The sequence below is a fragment of the Vibrio penaeicida genome (genome assembly GCF_002933855.1).
GTDB classification, from domain to species: Bacteria; Pseudomonadota; Gammaproteobacteria; order Enterobacterales; family Vibrionaceae; genus Vibrio; species Vibrio penaeicida_A.
In genome coordinates, this window is record NZ_BFAQ01000011.1 from 275,495 (window position 1) to 292,302 (window position 16,808).

Annotated in this window: 12 protein-coding genes; 6 read left to right on the top strand and 6 right to left on the bottom strand. The window is 43.1% G+C overall.

Annotated elements, in window-relative coordinates; all coding sequences use genetic code 11:
• The first annotated feature begins 31 nt into the window (after positions 1–31).
• The 3 genes from VPNCDNU1_RS04735 to VPNCDNU1_RS04745 all read left to right on the top strand — a co-directional run bounded on the left by VPNCDNU1_RS04735 (position 32) and on the right by VPNCDNU1_RS04745 (position 3,369).
• The gene (locus VPNCDNU1_RS04735) at positions 32–952 is read left to right on the top strand and encodes an ABC transporter permease (protein WP_104399286.1); all 921 of its coding nucleotides are present in this window, start codon (positions 32–34) and stop codon (positions 950–952) included.
• Complete coding sequence (locus VPNCDNU1_RS04740; RefSeq protein WP_104399287.1) at positions 949–1,743, top strand: ABC transporter ATP-binding protein; 795 nt, start codon at positions 949–951, stop codon at positions 1,741–1,743. The genes VPNCDNU1_RS04735 and VPNCDNU1_RS04740 overlap by 4 nt, the downstream gene beginning before the upstream one ends.
• A gap of 165 nt (positions 1,744–1,908) precedes the next feature.
• Positions 1,909–3,369 carry a sensor domain-containing diguanylate cyclase gene (locus VPNCDNU1_RS04745; RefSeq protein ID WP_104399288.1) on the top strand — a complete coding sequence of 487 codons (1,461 nt, stop codon included), beginning with the start codon at positions 1,909–1,911 and terminating at the stop codon, positions 3,367–3,369.
• Positions 3,370–3,466: 97 nt separating this feature from the next.
• Here the strand turns inward: VPNCDNU1_RS04745 and dusC are convergent, their stop codons facing one another.
• A complete protein-coding gene (gene dusC / locus VPNCDNU1_RS04750) occupies positions 3,467–4,429 on the bottom strand; it encodes a tRNA dihydrouridine(16) synthase DusC (protein ID WP_104399289.1) in 963 nt (320 codons plus the stop codon).
• A gap of 153 nt (positions 4,430–4,582) precedes the next feature.
• Between dusC and VPNCDNU1_RS04755 the strand changes: the two genes are divergently transcribed.
• Positions 4,583–5,176: a YecA/YgfB family protein gene (locus tag VPNCDNU1_RS04755; protein WP_104399290.1), complete on the top strand. Its 594-nt coding sequence runs from the start codon at positions 4,583–4,585 to the stop codon at positions 5,174–5,176.
• A 90-nt stretch (positions 5,177–5,266) separates the two neighbouring features.
• On the opposite strand, the gene dsbB is transcribed toward VPNCDNU1_RS04755, so the two are convergent.
• Both dsbB and nhaB read right to left on the bottom strand, forming a co-directional pair.
• Positions 5,267–5,797: a disulfide bond formation protein DsbB gene (gene dsbB / locus VPNCDNU1_RS04760; RefSeq protein ID WP_104399291.1), complete on the bottom strand. Its 531-nt coding sequence runs from the start codon at positions 5,795–5,797 to the stop codon at positions 5,267–5,269.
• Between the two features lie 78 nt (positions 5,798–5,875).
• Positions 5,876–7,459 (bottom strand): Na(+)/H(+) antiporter NhaB, encoded by a 1,584-nt coding sequence (gene nhaB, locus VPNCDNU1_RS04765; RefSeq protein ID WP_104399292.1) that lies wholly within the window; start codon positions 7,457–7,459, stop codon positions 5,876–5,878.
• Positions 7,460–8,096: 637 nt separating this feature from the next.
• Between nhaB and fadR the strand changes: the two genes are divergently transcribed.
• A complete protein-coding gene (fadR, locus tag VPNCDNU1_RS04770) occupies positions 8,097–8,936 on the top strand; it encodes a fatty acid metabolism transcriptional regulator FadR (protein WP_101113614.1) in 840 nt (279 codons plus the stop codon).
• Positions 8,937–9,020: 84 nt separating this feature from the next.
• Here the strand turns inward: fadR and VPNCDNU1_RS04775 are convergent, their stop codons facing one another.
• Positions 9,021–9,881, bottom strand: a complete 861-nt coding sequence (locus VPNCDNU1_RS04775; RefSeq protein WP_104399293.1) for a hypothetical protein — start codon at positions 9,879–9,881, stop codon at positions 9,021–9,023.
• A gap of 277 nt (positions 9,882–10,158) precedes the next feature.
• Positions 10,159–12,225, bottom strand: a complete 2,067-nt coding sequence (gene metG / locus VPNCDNU1_RS04780; RefSeq protein ID WP_104399294.1) for a methionine--tRNA ligase — start codon at positions 12,223–12,225, stop codon at positions 10,159–10,161.
• Positions 12,226–12,385: 160 nt separating this feature from the next.
• Here metG and apbC point away from each other — a divergent pair, with 160 nt between their 5' ends.
• Entirely contained in the window at positions 12,386–13,459 is a 1,074-nt protein-coding gene (gene apbC / locus VPNCDNU1_RS04785) for an iron-sulfur cluster carrier protein ApbC (RefSeq protein WP_104399295.1), read from the top strand.
• 111 nt (positions 13,460–13,570) lie between these two features.
• Here apbC and VPNCDNU1_RS04790 read toward each other — a convergent pair whose 3' ends face one another.
• The gene (locus tag VPNCDNU1_RS04790) at positions 13,571–16,756 is read right to left on the bottom strand and encodes a CBM96 family carbohydrate-binding protein (protein ID WP_104399296.1); all 3,186 of its coding nucleotides are present in this window, start codon (positions 16,754–16,756) and stop codon (positions 13,571–13,573) included.
• Positions 16,757–16,808: the final 52 nt, after the last annotated feature.

The following is a 16,808-nucleotide window of genomic DNA, read 5'->3' on the forward strand; positions in this document are numbered from 1 at the left end:
GCTTTTTATATCAAGCAGAAAGGGAGTTGTTATGTCTGCTTTTGCATTTTTTGGAGCCCTTGAAATTGGGCTCGTTTATGGATTGGTCGCACTGGGTGTTTATTTAACGTTTAGAGTTCTAGATTTTCCAGATTTGAGTGTAGATGGTAGCTTCCCAATGGGCGCTGCTGTTGCTGCTACCGCCATTGTGGCAGGAATTGACCCGTGGATAGCAACAGGCATGGCAATTATTGCTGGTGCAGCAACGGGGTGGGTTACGGCATTCTTAGCCGTGAAATGCGGAATATTGCATCTTTTAGCCTCAATATTAACCATGATCGCCGCGTTTTCTATCAATATCCGTATTATGGGGCGACCAAACATGGCATTGATAGGCGAAAATACAATCCTTACACCATTTGAAGCTTTAGGCGATTCAATGTATGTACGCCCAATTGTGGTTGGGGTATTGGTATTACTGTCGGCAATTTTCGTTGTACGCCTTCTAAATAGTGATTTCGGTTTAGGTCTTAGAGCGACAGGTGTAAATGCAAGAATGGTGGCATCACAAGGCGCGAGCACTGCGTTTTATACCTATTTTGGCTTAGCGTTATCAAATGGCTTCGTTGGATTTTCAGGGGCATTGTTTGCTCAAACAAACAGCTTTGCAGATGTTACTTCGGGGGTGGGTACCATCGTTGTTGGGTTAGCGGCAGTTATACTTGGGCAGACGTTAATCCCTGGCCGTAAAATATGGGTGGCGGTTTTAGCTGTGATCGTCGGTTCGGTACTCTATAGGCTTGCAGTGGCATTCGCATTGAGTACAGGTATGTTTGGGCTGCAAGCCTCAGACTTGAACCTTGTAACTGCAGTCTTGGTTGCTTTGGCTCTGATTGCGCCAAAACTGAAAGGAAACCTTAACGCAAAAAAGGGCGGTAAGCCTGCAAAGTCTGAATCTAAGGAGGTAGCATGATCCAGCTCGACAATATTCAAGTTACCTTTAACGCAGGTACTATTTTAGAAAACAGAGCCTTAAGAGGTGTCTCTCTTACTGTTCCTGAACATGAATTCCTTACGGTTATTGGATCCAACGGTGCAGGTAAGTCTACTCTGCTTGGTGCCGTTACTGGTGAAACACCGATGGCTGGTGGCAGTGTCATTATTGATAATGCTGACGTGACTCGCCAAACTGTTGACCAGCGCGCGAGCCAATGTGCACGCGTGTTTCAAGACCCGCTGGCAGGGACATGTGGCGATCTCACCATTGAAGAAAACATGGCGCTCGCTTATATGCGTGGTAAGCGTCGCGGTTGGAGTTTTTCTTTATCTTCAAAACGAAGAAAATTGTTTCAAGAGCGCATCAGTATTCTAGGGTTAGGGTTAGAAGACAGGTTAGGGGATAACATTGGATTGTTATCGGGTGGACAACGTCAAGCAGTCAGTCTCGTTATGGCGACTTTATCTGAGAGTAAACTTCTGCTTTTAGATGAGCATACAGCAGCGCTGGATCCTCGTATGGCGGCATTCATTATCGATTTAACGAAGCGGATTGTGAATGAATTCAACTTAACGGTAATGATGGTTACTCACTCTATGAAAGATGCACTAGCGTGTGGTGATAGAACGGTCATGCTCCACCAAGGCGAGGTTGTGTTGGATGTTGCCGGAAATGAACGAGCAAACATGTCTGTCCCTGATCTACTCGAAATGTTCTCTAAAGTACGTGGTGAAGAACTTGCTGATGACAGTTTATTGTTAAATTAATTCTTTTCTTAAGAGATAAATCACCCAACGTAAACGTAAACCCTCTTTAGCACAAAAGAGGGTTTTTTCTTTTATTAAGATGCTGTTAATATTGCGCTTTCGTTCAAAATTGGCGTGTTGTTTCAGTATGTGTTTTAAAACACTTTATTTTTGTCTGGGGTTCATATGATGTCGACCCAGCACATGAGCTTAAGATATGTATTTCTCATCCCAGCAATATTTGCTATCGGCATGTTGTTGATGGTGGCTATAAATTACTTCGAACGAAATGAAAAAAGGGTCGAACGCGAATATAAGCGGGTTGAAAACGCCATTCATCGTTCAGTGAAAATTCTGACTTCTCTTGACTACACCCTTTCTACTCACTATCAGAACGAAAACTTTCCTCATTTTCAGCATAACTCTCAAGTCAATAATGGTGTCTGCCATGTTTGGCCAATTGAAGCACTGGTTCTAGCGCAGGATAAAAACCTAAACATCCCTGCGGTGGATATTAGTTATATGATCTCGGGTGATCAATCGATGTGCCGCCGTGGTTCAGCATTAAATAGACACGCTGTAGAAATGATGGATTTAGCCCCGATGCTGTCATTCCTGCACGATCTTGATGAGCATATCTTGGGTATTTACTACGTTGCTGAAGAGGGGTTAGTTATTTCCTCCCCTGACACTTTGGCGAAAAATATTGATCGATCCTCTATTGAGCACTTTAAATCTCAACCATTCTGGTATTTGACCAGCCGCAATTCAGATTCGATAACTGTTACAGGACCAATTGAAAACGCAAATGAACTCGAAAGAGTGCTCACGTTGTCTTTGCCCGTAAGTCAGGGAGAGGATTTTAAAGGTGTGGTGTCTTTAGAAATTAAAACCGATCTGCTCTTGAGTTCGAGCTCTTCACTGAGTGAAAGACTGCATTTAGTGCACAACGAGCAACTTCATACCGTACGTGACCGTCACTTTGTCTACCCGCTTTCTATTCAAGGCGTGGCGTTTGAGCATACGTTATTTTATGAGTCAGATTTTTTAGATGAGTTATTGTCTTTACTCCATGAAGAACGAAATGCTGTCTTTATCATTGCGATTATCTACATTCTAACTGTGATCAGCCTGTTTTATTTGAATTTGAACTTCGAGCGTCGTTACTTTCAAAATTTAGCTGAAAAAGATTCAATGACAGGGCTGCTCAATCGGAGAGGGCTGGAAATTGAATTTAAAAAGCCGTGCCGCTATCAGTTTGAAGGCATTGCGGTATTCGACATCGACAACTTTAAGAAGATAAACGATACGTATGGTCATGAAAAAGGAGATGAAGTGATCTGCTTTGTTGCCGATCAGATGCGTGCCGTATTAAGGGAAATGGATGCCGTGTCTCGATTTGGTGGTGAAGAGTTTGTCGTATACATACGAGCGAATAGCCCACAGCTTATTGTCGACATTGCTCATCGAATTCAAAAGCAAGTCGCCAGCCAATCCTATGAGCTTCTTGAATGCGGTTTTTCTTTATCTGGCGGCGTGTGTGTCGAAGATCATCGAGAGCAGGCAAGCTTGAAAGATTTGGTTAAGTCTGCGGATAAAAAGCTCTACCACGCAAAGGAGTCTGGAAAAAATCAGGTGATCTTTTGAGGACCTTGTTAGGTCAACAGACCTTAGTGCCTTAAATGAAAATAGCGAGAGTGACTTTCCTTTCGCTATTTTGCATTTTACAGAGTATATGTCGTGTTTAAATCGTACTCACGCTCTGGATTGTATCTCGGTATCGCTGTATGTGATCTACAATCGGTGCCGCTTTATTAAAGGTTCGGATGTCACGGAACAAAGCCGCAGCTTCAGGGTATTCTTGTCTAAGATACGAAAACCACTGCTTTACTCGGTTAGGGTAGTACAACCCTTTGTCACCTTGGATTTCATATTCTGAATACTGAAGCAGCAGGTCAACGACGTCGTGCCAGGGCATAGGTTGGTGATTATGTTTTACTACATTTCCTAGGTTAGGTACGTTGAAGGCACCTCGGCAAACCATAAGAGAGTCTATTCCCGACATTTCAATACAGCGTTGCCCATCTGTGTAATTCCATATCTCACCATTTGCGATCAAAGGGATACGAGCTTTCTGTTTTAGCTTCGCTAAGTATTCCCATTTGATTTCACTGGCTTTGTAACCCCCTGATTTCGTTCTAGCATGTACCGTGATCTCGTTAGCACCGGCTTGTGTAATGGCATCGACGATTTCAAAGCAATCATTCGGGTCTTCCCATCCTAACCGAATTTTTGCTGTGACTGGGACAGTTGGATCTATGGCCTCTCGGCACGCTTTAACGACTTGATAAATCAGTTCAGGGTGTTGCAACAAAGCTGCCCCACCTTTACTTTTATTAACCATTTTAGCCGGGCAGCCAAAGTTAAGATCAATACCATCAGAACCGAGGTTTACGGCTCTCACGGCATTTTCAGCCATCCAATTGGGCTCTTGTCCAAGTAACTGAGTGCGAACAGGCGTACCAGATTTGGTTTTGCTTCCGGTATTGATTTCTGGACAGATACGGGTAAATACGTGGTCTGGTAATAGCTGATCAATCACACGCACGAATTCCGTAACGCACAGGTCGTAATCGTTTATGTTGGTCAGAATTTCACGCATTAGATGATCTAATACGCCTTCCATTGGTCCAAGTATTACACGCATAGTTTTTACCTTGTTTTAGGGCTGCGCGATTGTATGCGAGAAGCTTATTGAATGCAAAACAGGTGGCAAACAGACAAGCCGAGCAGCAGTATCTGGCTTCTTCAAATGACTTGGGTATAATCCGCAACAACATACTGAAACAAGATAAACAAAATGTACCAATTGATTGCTCTGCCGAATGGTTACAATGGTGAAACTGCCTATTTTTACGAGGGCGCAGTGCTGGCTGCTAACTTCGCGACTCGACCGCTGGAGCCCCAAAAATGGCTACCTGAAATACAAGCTGAAGAGATAGAGAAGCAGATAGTTGATCAAATAAACAACCAGTATGCGTCGATAAAGTCGAGTGAATATAGACCGTCTGAGTGGGCAAATGACAAAGAAGCGTTTGCTGATTTTTCAGAAGGCTTTATGTCGGTGTGGTCAATTGTTGAGGAGCAATGGCTTGAATCGCAAGTATCTGACGGTACTGCGCGGATGTTACAAGCCCTGCTTACTGCATTTATGTTGGGTATTGACGAAGAGCAAACCCATGAGCAAATGAAACAGGCAGGAATAGAGAATCCACCGCGATTAGAAGAGCTATTGCCTCAGTTGGATATTATGACTTCAGAAGTGGCCATGGCGGCTGATGAGCTAATGACCGGTGCTAAATCACAAAGCGTGAACCCCTATAAAACCGTTGGAAGAAATGACGTGTGCCCGTGTGAAAGCGGCAAGAAATTTAAGAAATGCTGCGGTCGCTAGTTTAATCGTTATCCCTTAGCTTTCCCCATAAAATAAAGCTCCTATACGGAGCTTTATTTCTTTTATATCAAGGATTTGTGGTATCTAGCATTAAAATAATGTTCTTGGTTTTCTAGCGACCTGAGAAATAACAACGACCGCCAGCGCAACCAACATACCAGCAAAGATAACAACTAACCATTGAGGCATGGAAAGTGTTAGGAATTGCCACACAACTTTGCTGCAATCTCCGTATGCGTTAAATACTGATGGCATCCACTCATGAAGCGGTGCCCATTCAGGGAAGGAGACGAAAATATCGCATGTAGCAAAAGGGGAAGGGTTAAATTGATAGTCGACATGCTGAAGAGAAAGCATTAAGCCTTTATAAGCGCTGGCTCCCCACCCAAAAAATCCAAGCCAACGAACGATGAAGTTTTTAGGATTTAACATGCCCAAAATAGCAGCGAAGCCCACGCCCATCATAGCAACGCGTTCATAAATACACATTACACATGGAGCCAACATCATAACGTGTTGAAAGTACAAAGCTGTAGCTTCCAGTGCCACGATAGAAATCAGCAGAATAAGCCATGACAGGCGACTCTCTGAAAATTGTTTGATTGCATATAAAGCGTTCAAGGTAATGTATCCTTATAAAAAAAGCTCTGATAACTCAGAGCTTTTTATCTTGAATAAGTTCTCTATTCAACAAAAAAATTAATGTCCCTGTGACGAACTTACCGCTTCGCCTACATGATGAGATATCCACCCCATCTCATAGAAGCTTGCCGTAAATGGTTCAAGCAAGAATGCGATACCGAACAAACCTACAATAGCAAGAACAAACGTGTACGGCAGAGCCATTACAACCATACGACCGTATGACAAACGAATAAGCGGCGCTAACGCGGAAGTCAGCAAGAACAAGAAAGCAGCTTGACCGTTTGGTGTCGCGACAGAAGGAAGGTTAGTTCCTGTATTGATGGCAACAGCAAGTAAGTCGAATTGATCACGAGTAATAATGCCTTCAACGAGAGCAGATTTAACTTCATTGATGTAAACCGTGCCGACAAATACGTTATCAGACACCATCGAAAGCAAGCCATTCGCGATATAGAACATAACCATTTGCTGGCCACCTTCCAATGCGAGTACGGCGTCGATTACTGGTTTAAACAGTTCTTGGTCGATGATAACAGCAACAACGGCAAAGAAGACAGCAAGAAGGGCGGTAAATGGCAGTGCCTCTTCAAATGCTTTACCTAATGAATGCTCTTCAATAACACCAGTGAATGCCGTCGCAAGGATGATCACGCTTAAACCGATTAAACCCACTTCCGCTAAATGGAACATCAGACCAACGATAAGCCATAGTGCAATCAAGCCTTGAATAACCAGTTTTGCAATATCTTGTTTATTTCTGCGCTTGCGCTGTTCGTTATCGAAATCAACCAGAATTTTTCTAACGCTTGCTGGTAAATCAGTACCGTAGCCACATACTTTAAATTTCTCAACTAAAGCACAGGTAATAAGTCCACAGAAGAATACGGGCAGCGTAACAGGCAACATACGAATCATGAACTCACCAAACTGCCAACTTGCTTGGTCTGCAATGATTAGGTTTTGAGGTTCACCTACCATCGTCATTACTCCGCCCAGTGCAGTACCGACGCCGGCATGCATAAGTAGAGAGCGTAAGAAAGAACGGTAGTTTTCTAAGTCATCACGAGTGACTTCACATAAGTGGTCATCACTGGTGTGGTCGTGGTTAGCTTGAGAACCCTTACCCGACGCAACTTTGTGATATATCGAATAGAAGCCAACGGCTACGGAAATAACAACTGCGATAACCGTTAGAGCATCAAGAAATGCTGAAAGGAAGGCCGAAACGAAACAGAAAGCTACGGACAGCAGTACCTTAGAACGCACACCAAGCAGTATCTTCGTAAAGATGAAGAGCAAAAGCTCCTTCATGAAGTAGATACCCGCAACCATAAATACTAACAATAGAAGAACCGGAAGGTTGGCTTCTAATTCATGATAAACCTGATTTGGGCTGGTCATCCCAATTGCGACCGCTTGAATAGCTAATAGACCACCGGGCTGAAGTGGGTAGCATTTTAAAGCCATAGCCAATGTAAAGATAAACTCGATGATGAGCATCCAACCAGCAATGAACGGGTCTACAAAGTAAAATACAATTGGGTTAATAATAAGAAAGGCGATAATGGCAAGCTTGTACCAATCTGGTGCTTTGCCTAGAAAGTTCTTAATGAACGCGTTTCCGAGTGACATCGGCATGATAAGACTCTTTTATTGTAAATTCGACACTGAGAGTGTGTCTCGATCCCTGACTATGAAATGCGGAATTTCATAAAAAATCATATCTTAAACAGTGACTTAGGAAAACAACTTCGATGGAAACCTCTGTAGCCTTGCCAAGTCACTCCTTGAGAAAGACAAGCACTCCTATACTTTCGCCCGCAACTCTACTCCTACGTAATATTTAGTCAACCTAAAAATGTTTAAAATAGTTAAATTGACAGGCTTTTTTATCAAGAACTAGCGACATCGATTCATAGAATAGTACGAACTTTAACTTCTGCTTACACTTTTGTCCTTGCCTGACTTAACCATCAAAATAATGCACTTTAGTAGTGAAATGCAGGTGTTTTTGCCGAAATTAGGCTAAATTTCCATGTAAAATTAAGTCAGAATCATGCTTTTAGTAAGTATTTTATTTCGTTGCTTGATTGTTAAAATTGTTGAAAAATGAGATTTGACTCACAATGAGTGCGCTAATCTATCTCAGAATAAAAAAATCTAACGCGTAATCTCACAAACAAAGCAGGAATACACACGCTTATTTTCTGAATTGTGCAAGTAGTGGTATGATGAGTGCAATTTTACGTTATAAATGCACCGGAAACCCGAATTCATGGTTATAAAGGCAAAAAGCCCAGCAGGTTTTGCTGAGAAGTACATTATTGAAAGTATTTGGAAGGGGCGCTTCCCTCCTGGCTCTATCCTGCCGGCGGAGCGCGAGCTTTCTGAATTAATTGGCGTAACAAGAACGACGTTAAGAGAAGTGTTGCAGCGTCTTGCTCGTGATGGGTGGCTAACCATTCAGCATGGTAAACCAACCAAAGTTAACCAATTTATGGAAACCTCGGGTTTGCATATTCTAGATACGCTAATGACCTTGGATGCAGATAACGCAACCAGCATTGTTGAAGATCTTCTTGCTGCACGTACCAATATCAGCCCAATCTTTATGCGTTATGCCTTTAAAGCCAATAAAGAAACGTCGTTAAAGACAATTCAAGGTGTAATTGATTCCTGTGAGCAGCTATTAGAATCGGATAATTGGGATACGTTTGTTGAGGCGTCGCCTTACGCTGATAAAATTCGCGCTAACGTAAAAGATGACAACGAGAAAGATGAAGAAAAGCGTCAAGCCATTTTGATTGCCAAAACGTTCAACTTTTACGACTACATGTTGTTCCAGCGACTTGCCTTCCATTCTGGAAACCAGATCTACGGGCTTATCTTTAATGGTTTGAAGAAATTGTATGATCGCGTTGGGAGTTATTACTTCTCTAACCCTGAAGCACGAGACCTTGCATTGAACTTCTACAAACAATTGCATGAAGTGTGTGAGTCAGGTTCTCGTGAACAACTACCGATTGTCATTCGCCACTACGGGCTTGAAAGTGCGCAAATCTGGAATAAGATGAAAGTGACACTACCGACGAACTTTACCGAAGACGATAGTTAATGCGTAGTCGCTAAGATCAATAGATATTCATAACCCGCTTTTGGCGGGTTTTTACATTCTAAGCCATATGAGCGCCAGTTGACCCTAAAGAGAAGCCTGTGAATTACGCGTATTGAGGTGGTTTAAAGGTAATATTTCGGGTAGCGGTTCATAAAGTTCTTCGCAGATGGAGCTGATAACGTAGTCGTAAGCACTAAATAAGAATGCTGATATCCCATTGGTGAGTTTGTACAAATTATCAGTATCGATAACCTCATTGTTGTTCGAGTCTTCTGCAAAATCGTTTAACACATCGCTTAGCTTTAGTTGAACATCAGATGAAACAGGCACAGCGCAACTCAAACTGATCTGGTTTAGCCGCCTTTGAATCAAATGTCCGTAATGCAGGTAACGCCGTTTTCCTGCTTCCGTTTCAATACCCTGAATACATACTCTCAGTTGCGTTAGACACTCCATCGCTTCGCAGATCAACTGCCAGTCATGGTGGTATTGATCTGTCATGTCGTCGCGATAAGCTTCAATCATCCAAGTGACGATGGACTCATCCATAAGGTAGAGGCACTGGCGGATGACTTTACCGTGAGATACTTGGTTTCGATTGACGCTATGGGTTCTCCACTCTTTACACATCAAGGTTAGGTTGATTATGAGCACGCGATATTTTGCTTTGTTCGAATTCTCGCTGATTTTTTTAGCTTGTACGGCGAGTATTTTGATTTGTTCCTTTAATTTGAAAAGAGACTTTAAGGTTGCGTGCGGTGCTTGATTACCTTCGGTAAGCACTTGATGTGTCAGTGTACGATGTGCTCTACATAACTGAATAATTTGACGCAGAAGATGAAGACTGTCGAGATGGCGTTGGTCATTTTCTGCCTTTACTTGGCTGCGTAGGAACAACGCTACGATACAAACGGATATGACCGTTAAGCTGATTAGTATAAACATACACATCTCCCCAGATTGGTTAGTCTATAGAGTGCATACTCAGTGCCAAAATTATATTTGTTTTAAATCAATAATTTAAAGTTTATCGTTTCCTAGGTTGTGTGTAGGAGTAGTGCAATTGCACCAATTGGGGGAGGGGGGCTTTGCGGAAAATTGGTCTTTGAGAAAATTTCTTTGACTGGATGACTGGGTATAAAAAAACCGCCTGCAAGGTAGGCGGTTTAAGTTTTAGCGTGCAGTTACTTGCAAGATGCAGTTACTTACAAGATGCAGTCATTTACATCACTCGCATTCCAGGCTTAGCACCTTCATGTGGCTCAAGTAACCATAAGTCACTGCCTCCAGGGCCAGCTGCGAGAACCATTCCTTCAGACATGCCAAATTTCATCTTACGAGGTTTAAGATTCGCAACCATGACTGTGTGCTTACCTACAAGGTCTTCCGGCTTGTAGGCTGACTTGATGCCAGAGAATACTTGGCGCGTTTCACCACCAATGTCGAGTGTTAGCTTTAGCAATTTATTTGCTTTTGGCACTTCTTCGCACTCAACGATTTTCGCAATGCGTAGATCCACTTTAGCGAAATCATCAAATTCGATTTCATCTGCAATCGGGTCTTTGCTCAACTCAGTTTCTGTTTGCGCTTCTTGCGATTTTTCAGCAACGGCTTTCTCAGCTGCCGCTACTTCTTTAGACGCTTCAACCATTGCTTCTACTTTTTTAGGATCGATTCGGTTGAAAAGTGCTTTGAACTTCGTGATTTCATGGCCCGTTAATGGGGATGTAACGCCTTCCCAAGTTAGCTCATCATTCAAAAAGCCTTCTGTGCGAGCAGCAAGTGCTGGCATTACTGGTTTTAAGTAAGTCATTAGAACTCGGAACAAGTTAATGCCTACAGAGCAGATATCTTGAAGCTCTTTGTCTTTGCCTTCTTCTTTAGCGACAACCCAAGGTGCCTTTTCATCGACGTACTGGTTTGCTTTGTCGGCAAGTGCTGTCACTTCACGAATTGCGCGGCTAAATTCACGTGATTCATACAGCTCGGCGATGCGATCTGCCGCAGATGCGAACTCACTGTAGAGTTCTGGCTCTGCGAAATCATCTGAAAGTTTGCCTTCAAAACGTTTCGTGATGAAGCCAGCGTTACGAGACGCAAGGTTTACAATCTTGTTCACGACGTCTGCGTTTACACGTTGAGTGAAGTCTTCAAGGTTTAGATCTAAGTCGTCTATGCGGCTGTTTAGCTTCGCTGCGTAGTAGTAGCGCAAGCATTCTGGATCTAGGTGATCTAGGTAAGTACTCGCTTTGACAAACGTACCTTTCGACTTAGACATCTTCGCGCCGTTCACCGTAACGTAACCATGTACGAATACGTTATTTGGTTTGCGGAACCCAGAACCTTCTAGCATTGCTGGCCAGAATAGGCTGTGGAAATAAACAATGTCTTTTCCGATGAAGTGGTAAAGTTCAGCGTCGCTGTCTTTCTTCCAGTATTCTTCAAAATCTAGGTCATCACGTTTGTCACATAGGTTTTTGAACGAACCCATGTAGCCAATTGGAGCATCTAGCCAAACGTAGAAAAATTTGTTCTTCTCACCTGGAATTTCAAAGCCAAAATATGGCGCATCGCGGGAGATATCCCACTGTTGCAAACCGGATTCGAACCATTCCTGCATTTTATTGGCGGTTTCCGACTGCAGCGAACCAGAGCGAGTCCATTCTTTTAACATGCTTTCAAATTGAGGCAGGTCGAAGAAAAAGTGCTCGGAGTCTTTCATTATCGGGGTAGAACCCGATACTGCTGATTTCGGATTGATAAGCTCTGTTGGGCTGTAGGTTTCACCACAGTTGTCGCAGTTATCACCGTATTGGTCATCAGACTTACATTTCGGGCAGGTGCCTTTTACGAAACGGTCTGGTAGGAACATTTCCTTCTCTGGATCAAACAGCTGAGAAATTGTACGGCTGGAAATAAAACCATTTTTCTTGAGCTGTAGGTAAATGTGAGAAGCCAGCTCGCGGTTCTCTTCAGAATGCGTGCTGTGGTAGTTGTCGAAGCTGATATCAAATCCAGCGAAATCTTTTTGGTGCTCTTCACTTACAGCAGCGATCATCTCTTCTGGCGTAATACCCATCTGTTGTGCTTTAAGCATAATTGGCGTGCCGTGAGCATCGTCTGCACAGATGAAATTAACAGTGTTGCCACGAAGGCGCTGATAACGAACCCAGATATCCGCTTGGATATGCTCAAGCATATGACCAAGGTGGATAGAACCGTTTGCATACGGTAGGGCACAAGTTACCAGTATTTTCCTTTTAGTAAGGTTTTTTGGATCGGTTGCCATACTTGTTATTCGCTTTAGATAGGTATTAATGTGATAGCCGCTAATAGTACCTTAAGCAGCAGCTTACTCCAACCCGCAGACTAGGCGTATATCCTAGTTTTTTCAGGGTTCTTTGCGAAAGAATGAAGTGTTAGGATGGACAAAAATAATTGGAGGTAATATGGAACATTTTCAATCAAAAGAAGCCCTGTGCCAGTGGCTAGGACAATACCGACATCCAATGCTGATCGACGGATGGAGCCAGACTCCTGGAATTGTGTCTGTTTTGGCGAGTGGTGTGATTAAGATTGAGATTCCATTTATCAACAAAGCGCTACAGCAAAGCCTGAAAAATTGGATTGAAGATCAAATTAAATCCAGTGCTATTTCTTCTTTTGAATACAACATCGTGGGCAATGTGAAAGCGATGCAAACCACAGTGTTAGCTGAAGTAAAAGGTGTTAAAAATATTATCGCGGTTACGTCTGCAAAAGGAGGCGTAGGTAAGTCAACGACAGCCGTGAACTTGGCGATGGCGCTCAGTGTGTCGGGCGCTAAGGTTGGAATGCTTGATGCTGATATCTATGGTCCTTCCGTTCCTATTATGCTGGGCACTCAAGGAAAAAAACCGGATGTTCGGGATAATAAATGGATGCAGCCCGTAAAAGCGCATGGGGTTTATACCAATTCTATTGGCTATCTTGTCGATGATGCCGACGCTGCCATTTGGCGTGGTCCTATGGCGTCTAAAGCGTTAGCACAATTGCTTAATGAAACTGAATGGCCCGATTTAGATTACCTTGTTATCGATATGCCGCCAGGAACGGGTGACATTCAACTTACGTTGTCTCAACAGATTCCAGTGACAGGTTCTTTGATAGTCACGACTCCTCAAGATCTTGCGCTAGCCGACGCCCGAAAAGGTGCGGCTATGTTTGAAAAGGTCGATGTACCTGTGTTAGGCATGGTTGAAAACATGAGCTACCACATATGCAGCCATTGTGGTGAAAAGGAGCATATATTTGGCGATGGAGGTGCAAGCCAAATGGCTCAAGAGTTTGGTTTGGCGTTATTGGCACAAATTCCACTGCATATCTCCGTTAGAGAAGATCTAGACAATGGTGCTCCAACGGTTGTTTCTCGCCCTGACTCGCCTCATTCCGATATTTATCGAGCGCTAGCTGAAACCGTCGTAAGCCGTTTGTATTGGCAAGGTAAAGCCAAGCCAGATGCAATAAGCTTTGTGGCGGTGTAACTGCAAAGGGTAATGTCGCTTTTTACATCTTCAAACCCCAATTAGCCTAAATTTTGATAGAAATACCCCCAATCAGAAGATGATTAGGGGGCATTATTTAGTCGTTCGAGGTTAGTAGCTTGAGGTGATTAACCTTGGTGGTTCAAAAGCGCTATCTTTACTGTAGAACGTCGCATATTTGTTGCCTCCTTGTTCTAGACTGTACAGCCTCAACGAGATTTGTTCTTTGCCTTGTTCAAGAGCTGCTTTAACTAAATCAGTAATATTGATCGAAACAACTTGATCTTGGGTGGTTAGGTTTGACGCAATCGGATTAGATGTCCCTCTGTTCAAATTGTTATAAGTCACATCACCTTCACTCCAACTTGAGTCGATTTCCGCTACCCTAAGTGTCATGGCTTGACCAATATTTTTCACTTGAAGAGACAATTCTGCCAGATTTAAAGCGGAAGAATTCAAGTGGCTGATAGGAAACTTCAACACACTCTCACGAGTGTAACTCGATGAATTAGGGTCAAGTTTTACTATTAGGCGTGCATCCTGACCAAAATTAGTGTTGGCTGAACTCCCTCCCTGAAGGTAAGCGTCTTCAACAACGTTAACTTGTTCAACGATAGGGTCATAATCAATGTTAATGACAGGTCCTGTTTCTGTGCTTTCCTTGCTGTTAAAAGTAATCCAATTACTTTGACCGTTGTTTGCTACTAGCAATTTAATGCTGATGGTTGCTCGTTCTTGTGATGAAGCATCGCGAAGCACTTGAGAAATGTCCCATCTGAATACTCCGTTATTGTTTGTTTCTGCGGCAATCTGATCACCTGAATTTGGTGCTGAATTAGCCGTAACTGATGACTCTTCCCACGCTTGGTCATCTACTTTGTATGCGACAACAGGTTGCGAGCTTCCAGAATTGAGCACAGAAAGTTCAAGTGTCGCGGTGTTCAAGGCAGAGATATTAACTTGATCTATCGGGAACTTAAGAAGTACATGGCGACGATAAGATGAATTCGAATCCGCTTTAACAGACAGTTTGTTTGAAGAGCCGTAGTTATCATTTGAATAGCCACCGAAACGAACAAAAGTATCATCTGAAGCATCTATAACTAAGTCTGGTTGTACTGTTACATCCCCCATGTTCAAAGTAACCGTTGATACATTGGTTTGTTGGTAGTTTGGTGCCGACACTTGTTCAGATGCACCTCCGTGTGAGTTATAAAAGCCAACAGAAGCGGCTCCATTGGCTTGATCCGGATCAGCAAAGTGCAATGTTGGTTGAGATGAACTTGCGTTTGTCACTATGTACATACCAGGTTGATCAGAGACTAGAGTAAACTCATCATGACTCCACTGCCCAGCCTCCCTCAGCACTAGCTGTAATACGTCATCTTGCCGATCATAAGCAACCAGAGTGTCTCCTTCTTGGAATGTAGCGAACCTATTACGAGGGGCTAATGTGGATACAGATGTGGATGTTTGTCCTGGGTAAATAGCGTAACTGAAAGATTGATTAGTCGGATAAGCGCCATGATCTATCCAACTGGTAAACACAGTTCCAGTAATGTCACGATCACTTTGCGATGCATTCACTCTGGTCCATTGCCCTGTGCGATCTTCCACACTGACATTATACAAGCTGTTATCTAATGGCATATAAGCGATACCATTGTGAAGCACGTATGCCAGTTGGTTACCTGTGTAACTTTGAGTGCCATTAGTTAAAACATCGGAATCACCGTTGGTATAACCAATCTTCACTTCGTCGCGATACCAGCTTTGGTCAAGTGAAGTGGTTACTAAACCATCTTGGGTGGACGTTACGTCAGAGGACATAGCTATAATAGCGTCGTCAAATACGAAGTTTGCCTTCTTAACAGATACTCCAAACTTGTTCTGGCTATGTACCATGATGGCATTATTATCGGCAGACATAACTCCCGAGAAAGCAATACCACGGGTATTCCAACCTTGGTACATAGATTGACCTTGCCTACCAGTGACACCAGGTATTTTTAGCCAATCCCAAAGCGGAAAGATATTGTAATACTCATCGCCAGAAACTCGGATCGAGTGAGATCCCATCGACATCAAAGAGCCTAGCAAGTTTTCGCCATTTCCCTGCTCGATAGCCATTGTTCTGTTAGAGTGTGTTAAAGCAGAATATTGATAAGATTGTGTATTTTTCAGTAAGTAGTCGCCATTCCAATATCCCTTAATATCGCGATAGGGCATTTGGTCTGAAGTAGCCTGCCCACTTGTCACCTGATTGACTAAGTGAAAGTGTGCGGCTCTATCAGGGTTCAACCTTTCTAATGTATCTGTAGAGAACCCTCGGCCAAGATTATTCTCTCGTGAAACACCACCTCGACCTCCTGTTAAGTAATCATGGTACCGTCCTCGGAAAGTAGGGTACATTCCCTGATCCATAAAGCTTTCCAACGCGTTTTGACTATTTGAGTTCATTGAATAATAGCCGCGTGTATACGCTTCAACTTGCAAGGTCCTCATCACCAAAACCCAACCATAAGAATTGGTGTTTAGCATAGGTCCGTGTGCAAAAAAACTCTTATCAGCATTGATACCAATATCTGAGCGGCCAATTTCTTTCAATGCTTCATTGCTGTAGTAAGCCAACCTTTCTTCGTTTTCTCGAACGACTCCGCTGTACATATTGGCTATGGCAATGTCTATCGCATTCGCGCCACGGCCATAACTCCAATGACTTCTGGCATTCAAATATTTTGCGTTTACCAAAGCCTGATAAGCAGAGGGAGCTACGGGTATCTCGTAAGCCTTAACATAAACCAGCAATTCGCCCACTCGATGAGGAATACCAATATAGTTAAACCACCAGCCACTATGGGTATATTCTGCGTCGGCAAATTGCTGCATTCCGGATGAAATTACCGACAGAAGTTCTTGCTCTTCACTTTGACCACATTGGCTACTGGTATAGCATCTTGTTAAATTCAAGAGTCGTTCTAAGTGCGCGACGACAGGAAAAGCCGCAGCAGTAGAAGAAGTATAATCAATGTCTGACCATTGACCTGTAGAAGGATCAAATAACCCTCCTTCAGATATGGGAGTCAACCAAGACCCCACCTCACTGACTTCTTCATTGTTCGCATCAATATAGGTAGCCATTTGTTGCGCTATACCATCAAACGTTTCTGCTTCACTTACGTTAAACGTATTTACTTCAGAATGTGAATTTGTCGTCATGGCTATTGATGTTGGTATGACGGCAACCCCCATAAGGATAGCGAGTGTGCTTTTTTTCAGTACACATTTTGTGTTCATGTTTGTCACCTTAACCCTCTGATACGGGATAAAAATGATAAGAATCTAATTC